The organism is Chromobacterium vaccinii, from assembly GCF_000971335.1.
Taxonomy (GTDB): domain Bacteria; phylum Pseudomonadota; class Gammaproteobacteria; order Burkholderiales; family Chromobacteriaceae; genus Chromobacterium; species Chromobacterium vaccinii.
On record NZ_JZJL01000040.1, the window covers coordinates 32,233 to 48,525 of the forward strand.

A 16,293-nucleotide genomic window follows, 5' to 3' on the forward strand; every position below is an offset into this window, starting at 1 on the left:
GAAATTTCAGGAAATGCTAAACCAAGTCCGCACAAACTGTCTGCTGACCGTTGGTGTGGATCTCGTCCAAGGGAAGTCAAAAGCGCCCTCGCCGGGCGGCATGCCCCGGGGATGTTTGGCAAGCCAACATCCCCCGGCCTTGCCGTGGAGGGTCTTTACGTGGGCAGGCCCGTCAATAACGCAAATCCTCACCCGTTCGGTGCTCGCCTATGGCTGTGCTCCGCGTGCGGCTTCCGGTTTGGATATTGACAGGCAGGAGAGGTTCTAACGCGCGCTTCGGCGCGACGATGTGGGGCATGCCCGCTCGATGTGGCCCGGCGGCTTCCCGCCCCGCAGTCCGTCCGTCCTCGCTGCCGCTGCGGGCGGGCGGCTGCTGGGCGCTTATCCGCCCCGGCCTTGCGTGCTGACCTGCAACAGCATCACGATTTCGCTCGCGCTGGCATCCGACGACGCGCTGTCCAGGGCGCGCGGCAGGAAGCTGAAACCCTTGCGCCTGCCCCCCTCCTTGTTCTGCTGCAGGCCGCCCAGGAACACCATTTCGCCATCCGCCACCGCGACCGAGGTCGACAGTTCGCGCTTGGTCAGCGTCGGGCTGTTGTCCACCCCGGTTTCTGTCTTGGCAAAGTCGCTGATCTGCTGGCGTACCCGCATATCGACACCACCAGGGCGAACATTCGGCGTCAGGTCGAAGATGACGCCCGAAGAGCGGTATTCAATCGACTGAACCGGGGTGCTGCCGCCGTTCGGGTACGAGATTGACGACACTGTGGGCACGTCCTGGCCGACCGACAAATGCGCCACCTGGCCGGAGTTGACCAGGAGCCGGCTATTGGTCACCACCTTGAACCGGCTATCGCCGGCCAAGGCGCTGAACACGGCGTCAACCGTGCCAGACTTGAAGCGGATGAAGCTGTCTTGCTGGCTGGCTGTGGTGTTCAGCCCTACCGATAGCTTGCCGCCCAGGACAGACAGCAGCAGGTCGAAAGCGCTGCCCTCCTTTCGTCCGGTGTTCACCTCGTACACCAGGCTACGGACCATTACCTGTCCTGTCGGCGTGTCCAGCTGCGGCAGGATCTGCTTGAGCCGCTGGATGTCGGTCTTGTCGCCCTGGAACAGCAGGACATCAGAGCCGGCCTTGTCGAGCAGCGCCGCGGCTGAGCCTTGGGGCGCCGGTTTGTCCGAGCGCTGTTCAGGCGGCACGGCAATGGTGCGATTGGCCGCGAACGAGCCTTTGACGAACGGCCCCAGCAGATCCGCCAGATAGCTGACGTCGCGATATTTGGGCCGGTAGACAAACACCTCGCCCGCCAGCGCCTGGGCCTCCGGCTTGGCCTGGACAAAGTCGATGCCGGCGCGGCTGTCTACCTGATAGCCCAGGCTGTCCATGAACGCGCGCCAGAAGGCCCGCAAATCGCCTTTGCCGTCGAAGCGGAACGACACGACGCGGGTATCCTGCAACACCTTGGGATCGAGCACGTAGCCCGACTTCAAGGCATCCGTGTAGACCAGCTGAACGACCTGGGAGACCGGCACCCCTTGAAAGTCGAATTTGACCGCCTTCGCCGGCAGATCCGCCGCGCGCGTCACGCTGGCCAAGAGGATGAAGAAGGCAAACAGGTATTTCATTTTTTCGACTCGCCGACAAGTGAAGAGGAAACCCCGCCAGTCCAGCGGGTGACGCGCTGGCCATCAATCGTGCCGATCATGGCCATGCCGTCGTTGTTGAAGACCGAGGGAGACTCAACGCGCAGATGGCCGGCACCATTCGCCACGACCACCCAGGCGGTGCCGTTGCTCTCGTAACGGCCCACCACGCGCCAGGCGTCGGAATAGCCCGGACTCGCAGGCGCAGCGGGTGCGGCGGGCGCAGTGCCTGGTGCAGAAGGCCTGCCAGGATCTGCGGGCGCAGCAGTGGCCTCGTCCTTCGGCTTCGGGTGGAAGAACAGCCAGGTGTAGCGCGCCGACATGCCTGCCGTCAGCACCATGCCGCCCACCAGCGCCCACAGCTTTTTACTCGCCAGGATGTTTTGCCGAGCGTCGGCATTGACGGTCTTGCCCTGGGCACCGTCCTTGAACGACTGGTACAGCGGGAAGATTTCCGGCTTGTACTTCTTGACCCAGGTTCCGGTCGAGGTTTTGCCGTTCTGCTTCCACCCCTCATACATATTGATGCTGTAGACCTGGCCCAGCCCCAGGGACACTTTCTTATGGGTGCGAAAGCTGAAGGCCACCACATTTTTGACGAAGCGGTGCAGTGTGCCCATGTCCTGGATCATTAGCACCAGGTCGCAGGCCACGCCAGTTTCCGGGTGGGTGAAATGGCCGTGTTCCAGGAAGAAGGACTTGTGTTCCTTCAGCAGCTTGCAGTCCGTGCCCCAGAAGCGCCAGGCCTCATCGACGCATACCAGGTCGCCCGGCTGCACCACGGTGTCGGTGTGGGCCGACTTGGCGTCGTCGTAGTACGGAAAGAAGTCCGTCCGGAACACGTCCTCGTTGGTGACATGGCTCACCTCGCCCAGCTGCTCAGGCTTGAGCTTGCGCTTGTCAGCCAGGTAGGCGCGGATGCGCTCATTGTTGATGCCGTCCACGTTGGTGACGACGCGGCGGCCCTGGGCGATCGCGTCCAGGATCACCGAGGAGACGACCTCATAACTTTTGCCCGATCGCATCAGGCCGGTATAGACATTGATTGGCATGGCGATTACCCGATGATCGGAATGCGGCGGATGATGAAGCGGATCGCGGCGGCGCTGACCACCGCCGGGAAGCCGATAGAGAAGGCGCACAGATCCAGGAAGTACCAAGTCCCGGACGTCAGCGTGACCAGGCTGGACGACACGCCGTAGCCGTTGGGTAGCAACGACTCAATGACCGGGACGAACTCATGCACGACGAAGAACATCGCGAAGAAGGTCACGAATTTGACGATGATGCTGCGCACCAGGAACGCCAGCGCGGTATTGAGCGCGGAAACCAGAATGCCGAAAAGTGGAGCCATGGCGACCTCAAGCGGAAAGGATAATGAACAGCGCGACCAGCATCCAAACGACAGACATCGTGGAGAAGATCGCCGCGCGGTTCTCCTCGGCCAGGTCGCAGTGCGTAGTCATCTGGATGGATTGGCCGAACAGATCAAACACCGGCTTGGGGCACTCGCCTGAATGGTTCGGCATGCGGAAGTTGCGCAGCTCCGGGAACAGGTTCAGCAGCGGCCGCAGGATCTCGGCGGCAGACGGGATGTTCTCCAGGCCCGGCACGCCTACGCCCGGATCTGGCCCCAAGTCGGGTTTCGAGCTGGGTTCTGGATTCGGCTTGGGATCCGGCGTGGGGTTGGGATTCGGGGTGGGCGTCGGCGGCGTCAGCGGGATGGGATTCGGCGAGATCGGCACCGGCTGGCCAGGCGCTCGGGACGGCGTGCTATTGATCATGTCGCCCCAGGTCGGGCGGATATCCGCGTTCTCGGCGCGCATCTTGGCGATGTCCTCCGCCGTGATGGGATCGGTCGCCGAGTATGGCAGGCCATCGTAGCCAGGCTTGCCGGCAGCCTGCTGCCAGAGGCGATTCGCCAGCTGGGCAATCAATGCATCCGGTACCGGCTGTTTCAGATCCTCGTCCGTCAGCGACTTGACGACATCTTCAAGCGTGCCCGTGGTCGATGTGGGCGGTTTGTACGCCTCGTTAGGCATGAGATAGACCGTACCGCCATCGAATTGAGTCGGCCCGCCCCGGTCGTACTCAAACCGATAGATGCCGTACCAACGTTTACTTGGCGATGGATTCCATGGGCCAGGCCAACCAGGCGGCGCGGGCTGATCCTCCAGCTGATAATCAATCGGCTTCAGCCAGGTCACGCGGCAGTTGTTCCGGTTGTAGCTGGGCTTGCATAGCGTGCTGAGCAAATTCGCCTGATACTGCTGCGTGGCATCGGCCCCTGACATCACGAACAAGGCTTGATTGGCGGAGCCGACGGCCTTGGTCCAGAGCGGGAACTCCGGACCCGCTTCGGGCAGGGCGGCGCAATCGGAGCTGAGCGAAGCATTGCATAGCGGGCTGCGGTAAAGCCGAAAACTTCCCGCGCCGGGCACCGGCACCGGCTGCGGTTGTGGCGTGGTGGGCGTGTCGGTGGCGGTCGCATGGGACAGCGTCAGCGCGGCCGGCTCCGGCTGGCCGTTCGGCATCAGCTTGGGCGTTTCCTGGCCATTAGGCCCGGGCACCGTGGCGGATTCCTGCGTGAGCTTGTACGCGCCCCAGGCGATGGCACCCACGGCGGCCACCGCTCCCACGCCCAGGGCGCAGGTCAGCCACACCGGCGCGCCGGCGACGGCGGCAATCGTCGTCACCGCAGTGCTGGCCCACATGGCATCGTTCGCCGCATTGCCTACATAGGTCATGGTGCGTGCGAACACGGCGTCATTGGCGGCGTACATCACGCCCCGGCGCTCCAGGTTCATCACAATGGCCTTGCCTATCGCCCGGTTTACCACCCCTTCAAACACCGGCGCCAGCGCCAGGGCGGGACTGGCGTAAACCTGCTGCTGGAACAGCACCGACGTCAGCGAAAAAATCAGCACGATCCGCTTCCACAGTTTCATATCAGTGCCCCCGCAATCCCTGGACGACGACAAAGCCGCAGACCATGCCGAACGCAAAAATAAACAGATACCAAAGCGCATTGATCGACATTCCATCCTCGCGAAAAAAAGGGACGCCGAAGCGCCCCGAAGTCCAACAACTCGTTTTTGACCTGCTGCGTTAGGCGCTCTTGACCATACTCAGCACGATTTTTGCGCCCTTGATGGCCAGGTAGACCACAGCCAGCAAGCCCGCGATGGCCAGCACGGCGGTGCTGACGGTGCCGAAGTCGATATTGCTGGTCAGCGGCGTCAGATCCGGGCCGACAGCGGCAGCTTTGGCAGCGGCGGGAGCCAGCAGCGCGGCAACCGGAGCGACAACAGCGAGGGCGACGGAGAAAGATTTTTTGAACATCACGGATTTCCTTGTAGATCCCGGATTACGTCCGGTGCGTGGATCAGGCTCGGCGCAAAAAGCCAAGCACCAACCCGATGGAATGACTGACCAGCCAGAGGCCGACAACAGTCGAAAAAGCGAAGGCCCAAATCGCCGAGGCGTTGCCGTAATCAAACGGCGCATTGGCAGCCTGAAATTGTTGGTAATCGCCAGGCTGAAGCATGATCAACCCGGCACACTGCTCGACCGGCGTGGCGACGGTGCGCAGCTGGCCAGCGGCATCAGCGCTGACGCAAATGGCCATGACTGCCCTCCCCTAGCTGGCGACCGCCGCGTGAGGCCTGGTAATAGCCCTGCGACGGCGACGAGAATTGCGCCGACTCCAGCGGAGGCGCGGAGGCATCACGCGCCGGAATCTTGTAGTCGCCCAGCGCCTGAGCAAAGGCCGCCAGGCGGTCGGGGTCGTCGATCACATTGCCGTTGCTGACCATCAGCGCCGGAGCCTGTTCGTTCGCCGCGACGGCGGCCATGCGTTCCTGCTGCTCGATCTTGCGCAACGACTCGGCGGTTTCTTTGCGCACCCGGTCCACGTACAGCCGCTGCTGATGCGCCCAATACCATTCAGGGCACTCGAGGGGCTTAACCTCAATCACCTTGATGACGTGATTGATTTTTTCGAACTTGGCCAACGGTTCATTGATATCGATGCCGTACTCACGCAACTGCTTGGCGTGGCGGTAGAACGTGGCCTGGGACAGCAGCGGGCGCACGTCCTCGCCGCGCAGGTAGCAGGCGGCAGTCATGCGGATCTTGGACGGCAAGCCCTCGATGTCCAGGCGGGTAATGTCCTCGCGGACGCGGTTAAGCAAGGGCTGCGTTTCTGAGCGGAAAAGAGCTACGATTTTTTCCATCGTAATGTCTCCAAGGTACTGAAGGCTCTTGTCACGCAGCAGAAGGCGACCTGCCTCAAGCTCTGCCCGCACAATGCCTTGTTCCTTTGCGAATTGATAAACAGGGTCAGTTTTGATTTCGGTTTTAGAGCGCCCGTGCATGTGACCAGGGGCGAGCATTTCAAGGTGCTTGATATACAGCTTGAACATCTTGCGGCCCGCCTTGCTGCCCCAGGAGCAAGACTCCGGGCAGGTGCGATTCCGCTTGATATTGTTCATGGACTGAGTAGAGGCCCAGCCCATAAAAGCAGCCGCGTTTTCCGGGCTGCCGGTGGCTAGATTTTCTGTGACGTGGAAGTTTGAAACCTTTGCGCCGGTCCACTTGATCAAGTTGATACCGTGCTGAAGGTCATACGCTGAAGGATTTGCGTTTATCACCTGTTCACCCTTGGTGAAAGGAGGCAAACGGAAACGCCCCAGGATCTCATTGCACTTGGCAATGGTGGCATCCCAATCGAGATTGAACAGGTTATCAGCCCTATCCAGGCGGCCAATATTCCCGGTGAGGGAAACACGAAAACCGTCGCTTTTGATCACCACAAGGCTGTCAAATGAGCCGCGAATAAACAGCTTGGAGGACTGCCCCCATTCTGCATCTTCAACTAGCTCGCCGGTTTCCATGTCCCGCCCCCACTTACCGACAACCCCCGAGTCCACCAGTGGCAGAGTCGGCTCGACTTCGCCGGTATCCGGGTTGTAACGCCCCGGATACGTCTGCGAAATCGTGATGCTGTCGATAAAAAGCGAATTCATCCTACGCAGAGCCCTTGACTTGTTGCTCCACCAGCGGAACCGGATGCTGTACGCCGGAAATCACGGCTTTGAGCTTGCCGGCAAACATCTCGTGATCAATGACCAGCTTGACGCGGCAGGGGTACGTCAGTGACACAAATGCCGATTTGGCCGACTCAGTCACCGGGATTTCCATGGCTTCGTAACCAAAACCTTGCTTGGAAAAGTTGTCTTTGGAGACATTGCCGGCCGGGTTCAGGACGATGGCCGATATAATGTCAAATGGGCGTTGTGACTCTTTGCCAATGCCCTTGGAATGGGTGAAGCCGGCTAAAAGTGCGTTCATTGAAAAGTCCTCATCAGGGTAAAGGGCCGGGACGGGCCGGGTTAAAAGGCGTAAACGCCGTAACGGGTTTCCAGCATGAACAGCCGGCGCATCCACTCGCAGCAGGTTTCGCGAGTCTGTTCATAACCGAGTAGAAAGGCGGGTTTGTGGCCGTGGCGGCGAGTCAGAAGCTGATCCGCCACCTGAAGCGCCCAAACGCTCATTTGTTTGTCTGCGTCCTGGTAGGCAACCTCTAGGGCGGCAATCAGATCCATGCCTGAAGGACCAAAATCCCAGGCATCTGCGGGCACTGACATTTCAACAGTTTGTGATAAGTCAGGACATTGGACGTTTTTCAGTTGCTGACTTGTCAGGTAGGCATGCAAGCGGATCGCATGAGACTTGGCGCGGCGGAAGTTGTAGAGCTTGGAATTTTTGCCGCTGTGCAGAAACCAGAAGAACAGCGTGCTGCGGGATACCAAGGTGAAGAGCACGAACTGCGATGCATAGGGGCGGCGGCTGAGGTACTGCCCTATCTTGGGCGCGTGTGGCTTGTGAACCCTATACATGCTATCCCCCTGGATAAATCGGTTAACAATTTACTGCTCACGGACGTAAGCAGCTAAGGGGATGATAAACTGCTCACATACGTAAGCGCAATGGAGACGACATGAAACGGAGTTCCGATTATCTGAGAGACGCGCTAGAGGCCATGGGCGATATCAGCCAGAACCAAAAGGCTAAAAAACTAGGCATCAGCAGCGGTGGCATGAGCATGTATCTATCGGGTGAACGCATCATGGATAACTACGCCTGCATGATGGTTGCTCAGGTGTTGGGCCTGGAAGGAATCGAGGTAATTGCAGCTGCGCAAATGGAAAGAGAGAAAAGCGAAGAGCGTCGCGCGTTTTGGGAGGAGCTAAGAAAAAAACTAGGCGTCCTTGGGCTCGCAGGATGGGTCGCAGGGGCCGCCCTTCTCGCACATCCTGAGGCAGCAAAGGCTATTGGAATCAACGATTTGAGCAAAATAGACAATCTATATTATGTCAAATCTTGTCAGTCAAATTATGGGCAAGATTGCTCCGGAAAATTTTTACGCGACTGACACGATTCATGTCGCATGCACGCAACACTTTCGCGAAACTGACGTCATTCCCTGATTCAATGCTTGCCGTCAGATGAAGCACTACAACCCTGTGGCCACCTTTCCATGCCGCCCGGACGATCTGTACCGGGCGCTTTGCTTTGGCGACGTCCAGACCCTGGCCAACGAACTAGACGTCACTCCTCAGAAAATTGAGCGCTGGCGACGTGGCCGCGACCCCGTGCCGAAGCTGGTCTATCTCTACCTCATCAATCGCACAGGCACGACCCTTGGCAAGCAGTACGGCCCGTTCCGCGACTTCCAACTCAGCGACCGCGCCGACGCCCTGGTTTGCCCAGGGACCGGCACACGGATCAACTACGCCGAGCTGCCGCTATTGGCCGAGTATCGACGCGCACACCGGCTGGCGCAGCAACAGGCGGAGTTGATTGAAAAGCTGATGAAGGAACGCGACTACTATCGCCATAACTGTCACCAAGACGCCCGCTACGGCATGCTGCTGAGCGGCATCTTCAATCACAGAGATAAAGGCTAGCCCGGCCTTTTGCACACCATCAGGATTCGCAATGACAAAAAGGTAGACAATGAAGGTTTTCCTTGCTGGAGTCCTATCGTGAGCTACCTACTTGTTTTTGTCCTGCTGCTTCTGGTCCTTCTCGCCTTCATCGTTCTGGCCCTAAAGAAAACATCAGGAATGGCACGCACAAGTCACGCCCAGGCCAGCAAGTGCCGTTTCCTGCTGAAAAGGAAGCAACTGCTCACAGGTCGGGAGATCGATTGCTACAAGCTGCTGGTCAAGGAGCTCGGGCCGGAATTCATCGTGTTCCCGCAAGTTGCCTTTAGCCAGATCCTCAACGTGACTGGTGGCACACAGTCCGAAAACAGAAAGTTGTGGATGACCATGAGTCAGAAAGTGGCCGATTTCGTCATCTGCAAAGACGACCTCACCATGCTGGCCATCTTGGAATTGGATGACCGGTCGCACCAGGGCAAGCAAGACAAGGACCGCGCGCGGGATGGCGTTGTGGAAAGCGTAGGACTGAAGGCGCTGCGGATTGCCGGCCCGGCGAAGCAAGAGGACATCGCACGGATCGCCATGAGGCTGCGCGGCATGGCCAGCCCGCAGCCAATGGCGGCAGGCGTGACGTTACAGCCCCCTGCCCCGCGCCGTGACCCGGTTCCGCTGCGCGCCGTGGAGCGGGATACTGGTAGATGACATTGGAATTTTGATCGCTCAAAACCAAGGCAAAAACGGGCGGTTTTTGGTCAAAATGGGAAAAAGACGGGTAATACCAGTCACCCGTCTAGGCCGGCTTCGCCGGCTCTGCGGCAATGTCACCACATCACCGGATTGCCCAGGCTCTTGAAGGACATCTTTTCCAGGATGGCCCAGCTTGCTTCGTCTTCAGTCCACGCAAGCGGGACGGCAAGGGTATGAATTTCTCCAGCCTTGTCGCGCGTAGTCAGATAAGCCCGATACCCTAGCCGATCTAGCTCGGCCTCATCAGCCACGACCCGGTGCTGCTTGTCAGATGCGCCACCCATGAAATCAACAATCAAGCCTTGCATGGTGCCCACCTTTTGTGAGGACATACTCCCAATCTAGCGCTGGCGAAAGCATAGGGATGTACGAGGAAACACTTATGAAACCCCGCCAAAGGCGGGGCGTTGCTTTCAAATCGTTGCCGGCTAGATGCTAGCGCCCTGCTCTCAGTTAGTCTGGTCGTAACCAGCTGCAACTTTCCCGCCATCGATGTCTCGCTTAGAGCTGGCGGACTCTTATCCTAGCCAGTCTTAAAGGGCAAGCGAATTGCCTGCCCGTGGGTCACGCTGATGCTTGATTGTTTTAGTAAGCAAGCATCTTCGTCTTTGCTTGGCCGGCTCGTTCGTCCAACCGTTGTTCCAGAAGAATCCGGAGACCTTCCGGTTCAAGGTGTTTGCACCACTCTTTGGCGGAAACGGCGTCGTTATAATCGCCCAAGGCTTGCAGCAAGCCGCGCAACTTGTTCAGAAAGCGCTTGTGGTTGCCATCGAGTTCCAGGTCTGAAAAGAACTCGATGGCGTAGCGTAGTTTTTTGCCTTGCTTGCGTAGTTCGTGCAGCTGTTCGGCGGAATGTCCTTTTTGTTTCCATAGTTTGCGCATGCTCGCCCGCTGGCGTTCCAGCGCGTGGCTGGCGAATCGCGGCAGATTGTCGAGATGCGAGGGCGGCAGGCTGGTTAGACCATCCAGCAGGCGGGTTGGAAGCGTGCGCCATCGACGGGAAGCAAGCGCCACGCGGCAGGCCGCCCGGCCATCCCGTCGGGCGGCGCTCAGGGCGACCAGGGCGGGTTTCATCGTTTCGCTGGATAGGCCGACCTGAATGGCCGGCAATGTTTCCAGTGTCAGCACATCCAGATCGCGCGCTTTGCCGAATATGCCCGCCAGCCATTTCAGGTCGCCGGCTATGGTTTTCCACCTCCGGCCGCGGATCAGCGGCGCAAAGGTTTTGAGAGCCGTTCTCAGCCGCCGGATGGCTACCCTGCCCTGATGGATAGGCTCGGCGTCATTCCCTTCGCAAATGCTTGGCGTGTTGGCCATGAGTTGGCGCAAGCACTCCAGAACGATGCGTTTCAGCGCCGCCGCGCAGCTCATTGCGGGGCGCAAGCGTGGAATGCGCGCCTGGGTGCGGCTGCGCATCGAGTAGGAAAATGGACGCTGTTGTCGTTCGAAGTGTTTTTTTGCCATGGCGCCTGTCTCGACTGATCGGCGATGCGGGTATTCATGACTGAGCTTGCTCCCCCAGGAGACCCTTCCTGTCCTCGTTTTGATTCATGAGTATTTTTCAATGTATTGCGAATCGTCGCCGACTGCTGCATGGCCGTCGTGGCTGAAAACAATGCTTAAAACCATAACAACAAGCCTACAACTGTACTAATTGACAGTTATGATGATTGGCATTGCCCGTCAGCGGTTTACTCAGGATTTATCGTTGCACCCACATGGTTTTGATATGGATAAGCTTGTGTGAGAACGTTGCAATACATGAAAATGCAAGCAAATCTAAACTGCACCTTGAACCTGAATGAATTTGATTGCAACCGGCAAGACGCTGCCAAGCCAGCTCGTCACCGCTGATGACCTCGATGTGAAGCTTGGCTGCCGCCGCGGCCAAAGTTTGAAAAAAAGCGGCGTCCACACCCGGCATTTCGCCGGCGATCATGAATCCCAGAGCCAACTCGGCGCCCGCGCGCTGAAGGATGCGCTGGACCGCGCGGAAATAAGCGTGGCCGGCATCGATCTGCTGATCGGCGCTTGCGGCATTCCGGAGCAGGCGCTGCCCGGCACCGCCAGCTTCATTGCCCATGCGGCTGGCTTGCCAGCCGGACTGCCCGCCTTCGACGTCAACGCCAGCTGCCTCAGCTTTCTGTCCGCGCTGCAAGTGGCGGACAGCCTGCTGCTCTCCGGCGCGTATCGCCGCATCGCCATCGTATCGGCCGATCTGGCCTCGCGCGGGCTGGACTGGGCCAATCCGGAGGCCTCGCTTATTTTCGGCGACGGCGCGGCCGCCGCCATCGTCGAGCGCGGCGCGGCTGGGCGCGGCTTGCGGACTTTCAAGCTGGCCACCTATCCGGAGGGCCGCAATTTTTGCGAGATTCGCGCCGGCGGCACCCAGCGCAACCCGCGCCGGGGCGTCGTCGACGGCGACTTCCTGTTCGACATGAACGGCAAGGCCGTTTTCAAGCTGGCGTCGCGGCTGATGCCGGATTTTCTGGACGCGTTGATGGACGCCACTCCGGGCGGACTGGACAGCATAGACTGCGTGGTGCCGCACCAAGCCAGCCACCTGGGCATGCAGCACATGGCCAAGCGGCTGGGCATCGCGGCTGGCCGCATCGTCGACATCTACGCCTCGCACGGCAACCAGGTGGCCGCTTCCATGCCGACCGCTCTGCATGAGGCCTTTGTCGATGGCCGCGCCTGCGCCGGCAAGCGTTTGTTGATGGTGGGCACCGCGGCGGGATTGAATCTGGGCGGGTTGGTATGGGATCTGTGACACGGGTGTTGGTCACCGGCGCCACGGGCGGCCTGGGGCGCAACGCCGTCGCTTGCCTGTTGGGCAAGGGCTGCGCGGTGCGCGCCACCGGCCGCAATCGGCAGGCGGGCGTCGAGCTGGCTGGCCTAGGGGCTGAATTCGTCGCGCTGGACCTGGCTGCCGCCGATGACGGCGAGTTGGCCGGCCTGCTGGAGGACGTGGATGCGGTATGGCACTGCGCCGCCCTTTCCGCGCCTTGGGGCCGGGAGGTCGATTTCGTCGCCGCCAATGTTCATGCTACCGACAAGCTGCTTAAGGCCGCGGGGCAATCGCGCGCCAACCGCTTCATCCATATTTCCACTCCAGCCTTGTATTTCGACTTTCAGCACCGTTACACGGTGCCGGAATGGTTCCGGCCGCGCCGTTACGTCAACGCCTACGCGCGGACCAAAGCGCTGGCCGAGGACAAGGTTCTACAAGCTACGCGCGCCTATCCCGCTCTGCGTGCCACGATCTTGCGGCCGCGCGCCATCTTCGGCGAGCACGACCAGGTGTTGATGCCCAGGCTGGCGCGCATGCTGAGCCAACGCGGCGGACGCCTGCCGCTGCCGCGAGGCGGCGCGGTGACGCTGGATCTGACCTATGTCGGCAACGTGGTCCACGCGATGTGGCTGGCCACCGCGCATCCCAGCCTTGCCAGCGGCCAGGCGTTCAACATCACCAATCAGCAACCGGCCGTGCTGCGCGATGTGCTGACGCGGGTGTTCGCCCAGGAGCTGGGCCGGCCCTTGCGCATCGTCAGCCTGCCTTACCCTTTGCTGAGCGCGGCCAGCCGCCTCGCGCAGCTGTGGGCCGCAGTCACGGGCAAGGAGCCGGCATTGACGCCTTACAGCCTGGGCGCGATCCATTTCGACATGACGCTGGACAATACTCGCGCGCGCGATGTGCTGGGTTATCTGCCGCCGTACAGTCTGGACCAAGGCCTGGCGCGCACGGCGAATTGGTTGAGGGAGCATGGACATGGCTAGCGTCACCGCGTTCAGCATCGGGCATTGCACCCATCCGGCCTGCATGGCGCTGAAAGGCGCGGGGCTGGCTAGCCGCTGCTTCCCTTCGCGCGCCTACCTGATCGAAACCCGGGATCGCCTATTGCTTTGGGACACCGGTTATTCCGAGCATTTTTTCGATGCCAGCCGCCGCGGCGCCTATCGGCTGTATCCGATGGTGACGCCAGTGCATTTCGACGACGCCCGATCGCTGCGCGAGCAACTGCGCGGACGCGGCATAAGCCCAAACGATATACACACATTATTGCTGTCGCACTTTCATGCCGATCATATCGCCGGCCTGCGGGACTTTCCCCAGGCCCGCGTCATGGCCTCGGAGCAAGGCTGGCGCGCGGTGCGGGGTCTGAGCGGGCTGGCCGCGGTGCGGCAGGCCTTTCTGCCTGGCCTGCTGCCGGCCGATATGGAAAACCGTCTGTCCTTTATCGAGACGCTTCCCTTGCAGGCGCTGCCCGCAGAGCTGGCGCCGTTCGGCCATGGCCGCGACGTCAGCGGCAGCGGAGAAGTGTTCGTGGTGGATCTCCCGGGACATGCGGCTGGGCACTTGGGCGCTTTTGTGCTGGGCGATTCAGGCTGGACGCTGCTGGCGTCGGACGCGTCCTGGGCGGAAGAAGGCTACCGGGAGATGCGCGGTCCTTCCGAGCTGTCTTTCCTGGTGCAACACAGCCGCCGCGCCTATTACGACACGCTGGCCAGGCTTCACGCGCTGCACCGGGGCGGCCGCGTGGAGATTCTGCTGACGCACCAGGAGGCCGACACCGCATGCTGAGGCTGATCCGCATCCTGGCCGCCTACTGGCGGACGCGGCGGCTGCGTTTTCGCGACCGCGCGGCGCTGAAGCGCCATCAAGCCCGGCAGATGGGCCGCTTTCTGGCCGGGCTGCGCCGGCGCAGCCCCTATTTCGCCAGGCTGGGCGCCCTGCCCTTCGCGCAGTGGCCCCAGATGGACAAAGCCGCGATGCTCGAGCATTTCGACGATATGAACACCGCGGGACTGAGGCTGGCCGATGTGATGGACGCCGCACTGCGCGCTGAGCGCAGCCGAGACTTTTCCCCCGCGTTGAACGGCCATACGGTTGGCCTGTCGTCCGGCACCTCCGGCCAACGCGGCGCTTTCGTCGTCAGCAAGCGCGAACAGGCGCGATGGGCCGGCATCATGCTGGCCAAGGCGTTGCCAGATGGCCTGCTGGCCGGCGAAAAAGTGGCGCTGTTCCTGCGCGCCAACAGCAATCTCTACGGCGCGGTGCGCAGCCGCTGGTTGACTTTCCGCTTTTTTGACCTGTTCCAGCTGTTGGATGGGCATTTGCCGCTACTTGACGCTTACGCGCCCACCATTCTGCTGGCGCCGGCCCAGGTGCTGCGCGCGCTGGCGCTGGCGCAGCTGGACGGACGGCTGCGCCTGTCCCCCAAGCGGGCGTATTCAATCGCCGAGGTGCTGGAGCCGCAGGATCGCGCAGTGATCGAGCAGGCTTTCGGCTGCGTGCACGAAATCTACCAGGCGACCGAGGGTTTCCTGGCCAGCAGCTGCGAATACGGCACGTTGCATCTGAACGAGGAATACATCCATGTCGAGCCCGAATGGCTGGATGAGGAAAAGCGCCGTTTCGTGCCGGTGATCACCGACTTCAGCCGCCGCACCCAGCCCATCGTCCGCTATCGGCTGAACGATGTTTTGCAGGCGCGCGCCGAGCCCTGTCCCTGTAGGCGGGCGGCGATGGCGCTGGACGCGGTGGAAGGCCGCTGCGACGACATGTTGCGCCTGCCGGGCCGCGATGGCGGCGAGCTGACGGTGTTCGCCGACGTGATGGGCCGCGCGCTGGCGACCGCCCTGCCGCTAGAGGCCGATTACCGGCTGCGTCAGACCGGGCCGGCCGAACTGGCGCTGGACGCCGAGGTGCCGGCAGCGGCATTGCCGGCCATCCGCCATCGCCTGGAGCGGACGCTGGCGGGCCTGGGCGTGGACGCCGAGTCGTTGCGGTGGCGGCTGTCGGATCAGGTGCCGCCGATGGATGCCACGCGCAAGCGCCGGCGCATCGTCAGGGAGTTCGCATGAGGCGCGCGCTGGACTGGCTGCCACCCAGGCTGCGCCACATGCTGCTGGGCTGGGCATCGGTTGGCTGCGCGTACTCGCTGGGCAGCCTGTGGCCCCGGCGCGCGATCGTCCTGCCCGAGCTGGCCGTGGATCGCTGGATTCCCTTTGACCCGGTGGCGATCTGGCTGTACGCGTCGTTTTTCCTGATCGTGCCCGCGGCCTACCTGTTCGCCCGTGCGGAACGCTTGCTTTGGCTGCAGCGTTCGATGCAGTGGTGCGCGCTGGCCGCAGGCGCGGCCTTCCTGCTGTGTCCGACCACGCTGGTTTATCCGCCCATCCTCGGCGATGGATGGCATGCCGAGGCGTTGCGCTTCTTCCTGCGTTTCGACACGCCGCACAACTGCCTGCCCTCCCTGCATGGCGCGCTGACCGCGTTGGCCGCCTGGGCCTTGTGGGATGGCCGCCGCAAGCTGAGCTCATGGCTGTCGCTGGCGTGGGCGCTGGCCATTCTGTTCTCCGTGATCCAGTTGCGCCGCCATCTGTTCATCGACCTGTCCGCCGGCGTGGCGCTGGGGCTGCTTTGCGGCCTGCTGGCGGCGCGGCCGGCCACTGTTTTCTCTTTTTCCTATCGACGCACATGAACGTATTCGCCCTCACCTTCACCGTCATGCTGGCGGTTGTGCTGCTGGAGCTGTTCGCCTTGCGCCATTGGCGCCGCGAGGCCATCCCCTGGCGCGAAATCATCTTCAACCTCAACTCCGGCCACATCGTGATGTGGGTGTTCCGCGGCGTGGAGGTGGCGGGCTTCGGCTTGCTGCTGCAATACGCCAACCTGCATTTGGTGGACCGGCTGCCGGTGTTCTGGCAGTGGGTATTCGCCTTCGTCGCCTGGGACCTGAGCTTTTACTGCATGCATCGCGCCCACCACACCTGGCGCATCTTCTGGGCGGTGCACGTGGTGCATCACCAGGGCGAGCATTTCAGCCTGTCGCTGGGCATACGCAACTCCTGGTATTCGTCGCTGACCTCGTTTCTTTTCGTCGCGCCGCTGGCGGTGCTGGGGCTGCCGCTGGAAATGTTCGTCGCGGCGTCGTCCTTCCACTAC

At 61.3% G+C, this 16,293-nt stretch carries 20 protein-coding genes; 9 read left to right on the plus strand and 11 right to left on the minus strand.

Translation table 11 applies throughout. The features are described from left to right. Positions 1 to 381 precede the first annotated feature (381 nt). The 9 genes from VL52_RS17465 to VL52_RS17505 all read right to left on the minus strand — a co-directional run bounded on the left by VL52_RS17465 (position 382) and on the right by VL52_RS17505 (position 7,544). Positions 382 to 1,626, minus strand: coding sequence for a type II secretion system protein GspD (locus VL52_RS17465; protein ID WP_046158228.1), 1,245 nt, complete (start codon positions 1,624 to 1,626; stop codon positions 382 to 384). Beyond that, positions 1,623 to 2,696 carry a zonular occludens toxin domain-containing protein gene (locus VL52_RS17470; protein ID WP_046158229.1) on the minus strand — a complete coding sequence of 358 codons (1,074 nt, stop codon included), beginning with the start codon at positions 2,694 to 2,696 and terminating at the stop codon, positions 1,623 to 1,625. The genes VL52_RS17465 and VL52_RS17470 overlap by 4 nt, the downstream gene beginning before the upstream one ends. Positions 2,697 to 2,701: 5 nt before the next feature. After that, positions 2,702 to 2,998: a DUF2523 family protein gene (locus VL52_RS17475; RefSeq protein WP_046158230.1), complete on the minus strand. Its 297-nt coding sequence runs from the start codon at positions 2,996 to 2,998 to the stop codon at positions 2,702 to 2,704. A gap of 7 nt (positions 2,999 to 3,005) precedes the next feature. After that, positions 3,006 to 4,592, minus strand: coding sequence for a hypothetical protein (locus VL52_RS17480; protein WP_046158231.1), 1,587 nt, complete (start codon positions 4,590 to 4,592; stop codon positions 3,006 to 3,008). Between the two features lie 160 nt (positions 4,593 to 4,752). Then, positions 4,753 to 4,986: a major capsid protein gene (locus tag VL52_RS17485; RefSeq protein WP_046158232.1), complete on the minus strand. Its 234-nt coding sequence runs from the start codon at positions 4,984 to 4,986 to the stop codon at positions 4,753 to 4,755. A gap of 43 nt (positions 4,987 to 5,029) precedes the next feature. Continuing rightward, positions 5,030 to 5,272, minus strand: coding sequence for a hypothetical protein (locus VL52_RS17490; RefSeq protein ID WP_046158233.1), 243 nt, complete (start codon positions 5,270 to 5,272; stop codon positions 5,030 to 5,032). Beyond that, positions 5,250 to 6,671: a phage/plasmid replication domain-containing protein gene (locus tag VL52_RS17495; RefSeq protein WP_046158234.1), complete on the minus strand. Its 1,422-nt coding sequence runs from the start codon at positions 6,669 to 6,671 to the stop codon at positions 5,250 to 5,252. Before VL52_RS17495 ends, VL52_RS17490 begins: the two co-directional genes overlap by 23 nt. Before the next feature lies 1 nt (position 6,672). Next, on the minus strand, positions 6,673 to 6,996 hold the full coding sequence (locus VL52_RS17500) for a CTX-RstB family phage integration protein (RefSeq protein WP_046158235.1): 324 nt from the start codon (positions 6,994 to 6,996) through the stop codon (positions 6,673 to 6,675). Positions 6,997 to 7,037: 41 nt separating this feature from the next. Beyond that, positions 7,038 to 7,544, minus strand: coding sequence for a hypothetical protein (locus VL52_RS17505; RefSeq protein ID WP_046158236.1), 507 nt, complete (start codon positions 7,542 to 7,544; stop codon positions 7,038 to 7,040). 101 nt (positions 7,545 to 7,645) lie between these two features. On the opposite strand from VL52_RS17505, the gene VL52_RS23540 reads away from it, so the two are divergent. The 3 genes from VL52_RS23540 (at position 7,646) to VL52_RS17520 (ending at position 9,296) form a co-directional block, all read left to right on the plus strand. Beyond that, the gene (locus VL52_RS23540; RefSeq protein WP_052729384.1) at positions 7,646 to 8,080 is read left to right on the plus strand and encodes a helix-turn-helix domain-containing protein; all 435 of its coding nucleotides are present in this window, start codon (positions 7,646 to 7,648) and stop codon (positions 8,078 to 8,080) included. 73 nt (positions 8,081 to 8,153) lie between these two features. Continuing rightward, a complete protein-coding gene (locus tag VL52_RS17515; protein ID WP_046158237.1) occupies positions 8,154 to 8,615 on the plus strand; it encodes a hypothetical protein in 462 nt (153 codons plus the stop codon). Between the two features lie 78 nt (positions 8,616 to 8,693). After that, on the plus strand, positions 8,694 to 9,296 hold the full coding sequence (locus VL52_RS17520; protein ID WP_046158238.1) for a DUF2726 domain-containing protein: 603 nt from the start codon (positions 8,694 to 8,696) through the stop codon (positions 9,294 to 9,296). A gap of 119 nt (positions 9,297 to 9,415) precedes the next feature. Here the strand turns inward: VL52_RS17520 and VL52_RS17525 are convergent, their stop codons facing one another. Then, positions 9,416 to 9,649, minus strand: coding sequence for a hypothetical protein (locus VL52_RS17525; RefSeq protein WP_144408724.1), 234 nt, complete (start codon positions 9,647 to 9,649; stop codon positions 9,416 to 9,418). 277 nt (positions 9,650 to 9,926) lie between these two features. Then, positions 9,927 to 10,805 (minus strand): CHAD domain-containing protein, encoded by an 879-nt coding sequence (locus VL52_RS17530; RefSeq protein ID WP_082113813.1) that lies wholly within the window; start codon positions 10,803 to 10,805, stop codon positions 9,927 to 9,929. A gap of 337 nt (positions 10,806 to 11,142) precedes the next feature. On the opposite strand from VL52_RS17530, the gene VL52_RS17535 reads away from it, so the two are divergent. The 6 genes from VL52_RS17535 to VL52_RS17560 form a co-directional block, all read left to right on the plus strand. Then, complete coding sequence (locus VL52_RS17535) at positions 11,143 to 12,114, plus strand: 3-oxoacyl-[acyl-carrier-protein] synthase III C-terminal domain-containing protein (RefSeq protein ID WP_046158240.1); 972 nt, start codon at positions 11,143 to 11,145, stop codon at positions 12,112 to 12,114. Continuing rightward, entirely contained in the window at positions 12,102 to 13,121 is a 1,020-nt protein-coding gene (locus VL52_RS17540; RefSeq protein WP_046158241.1) for an NAD-dependent epimerase/dehydratase family protein, read from the plus strand. The genes VL52_RS17535 and VL52_RS17540 overlap by 13 nt, the downstream gene beginning before the upstream one ends. Continuing rightward, positions 13,114 to 13,926, plus strand: coding sequence for an MBL fold metallo-hydrolase (locus tag VL52_RS17545; RefSeq protein WP_046158250.1), 813 nt, complete (start codon positions 13,114 to 13,116; stop codon positions 13,924 to 13,926). The genes VL52_RS17540 and VL52_RS17545 overlap by 8 nt, the downstream gene beginning before the upstream one ends. Continuing rightward, positions 13,920 to 15,209: a F390 synthetase-related protein gene (locus tag VL52_RS17550; RefSeq protein ID WP_046158242.1), complete on the plus strand. Its 1,290-nt coding sequence runs from the start codon at positions 13,920 to 13,922 to the stop codon at positions 15,207 to 15,209. Before VL52_RS17545 ends, VL52_RS17550 begins: the two co-directional genes overlap by 7 nt. Beyond that, positions 15,206 to 15,829: a phosphatase PAP2 family protein gene (locus tag VL52_RS17555; protein WP_046158243.1), complete on the plus strand. Its 624-nt coding sequence runs from the start codon at positions 15,206 to 15,208 to the stop codon at positions 15,827 to 15,829. The genes VL52_RS17550 and VL52_RS17555 overlap by 4 nt, the downstream gene beginning before the upstream one ends. Then, on the plus strand, positions 15,826 to 16,293 hold a 468-nt coding region (locus tag VL52_RS17560; RefSeq protein WP_046158244.1), incomplete at its 3' end, for a sterol desaturase family protein. The genes VL52_RS17555 and VL52_RS17560, both read left to right, overlap by 4 nt.

Bases quoted from the DNA above. Each gene is read 5' to 3' on its own strand.
- VL52_RS17465 (WP_046158228.1), bottom strand. From the start codon at position 1,626: ATGAAATACCTGTTTGCCTTCTTCATCCTCTTGGCCAGCGTGACGCGC.
- VL52_RS17470 (WP_046158229.1), bottom strand. From the start codon at position 2,696: ATGCCAATCAATGTCTATACCGGCCTGATGCGATCGGGCAAAAGTTAT.
- VL52_RS17475 (WP_046158230.1), bottom strand. From the start codon at position 2,998: ATGGCTCCACTTTTCGGCATTCTGGTTTCCGCGCTCAATACCGCGCTG.
- VL52_RS17480 (WP_046158231.1), bottom strand. From the start codon at position 4,592: ATGAAACTGTGGAAGCGGATCGTGCTGATTTTTTCGCTGACGTCGGTG.
- VL52_RS17485 (WP_046158232.1), bottom strand. From the start codon at position 4,986: ATGTTCAAAAAATCTTTCTCCGTCGCCCTCGCTGTTGTCGCTCCGGTT.
- VL52_RS17490 (WP_046158233.1), bottom strand. From the start codon at position 5,272: ATGGCCATTTGCGTCAGCGCTGATGCCGCTGGCCAGCTGCGCACCGTC.
- VL52_RS17495 (WP_046158234.1), bottom strand. From the start codon at position 6,671: ATGAATTCGCTTTTTATCGACAGCATCACGATTTCGCAGACGTATCCG.
- VL52_RS17500 (WP_046158235.1), bottom strand. From the start codon at position 6,996: ATGAACGCACTTTTAGCCGGCTTCACCCATTCCAAGGGCATTGGCAAA.
- VL52_RS17505 (WP_046158236.1), bottom strand. From the start codon at position 7,544: ATGTATAGGGTTCACAAGCCACACGCGCCCAAGATAGGGCAGTACCTC.
- VL52_RS23540 (WP_052729384.1), top strand. From the start codon at position 7,646: ATGAAACGGAGTTCCGATTATCTGAGAGACGCGCTAGAGGCCATGGGC.
- VL52_RS17515 (WP_046158237.1), top strand. From the start codon at position 8,154: ATGAAGCACTACAACCCTGTGGCCACCTTTCCATGCCGCCCGGACGAT.
- VL52_RS17525 (WP_144408724.1), bottom strand. From the start codon at position 9,649: ATGCAAGGCTTGATTGTTGATTTCATGGGTGGCGCATCTGACAAGCAG.
- VL52_RS17530 (WP_082113813.1), bottom strand. From the start codon at position 10,805: ATGGCAAAAAAACACTTCGAACGACAACAGCGTCCATTTTCCTACTCG.
- VL52_RS17535 (WP_046158240.1), top strand. From the start codon at position 11,143: ATGAATTTGATTGCAACCGGCAAGACGCTGCCAAGCCAGCTCGTCACC.
- VL52_RS17540 (WP_046158241.1), top strand. From the start codon at position 12,102: ATGGGATCTGTGACACGGGTGTTGGTCACCGGCGCCACGGGCGGCCTG.
- VL52_RS17545 (WP_046158250.1), top strand. From the start codon at position 13,114: ATGGCTAGCGTCACCGCGTTCAGCATCGGGCATTGCACCCATCCGGCC.
- VL52_RS17550 (WP_046158242.1), top strand. From the start codon at position 13,920: ATGCTGAGGCTGATCCGCATCCTGGCCGCCTACTGGCGGACGCGGCGG.
- VL52_RS17555 (WP_046158243.1), top strand. From the start codon at position 15,206: ATGAGGCGCGCGCTGGACTGGCTGCCACCCAGGCTGCGCCACATGCTG.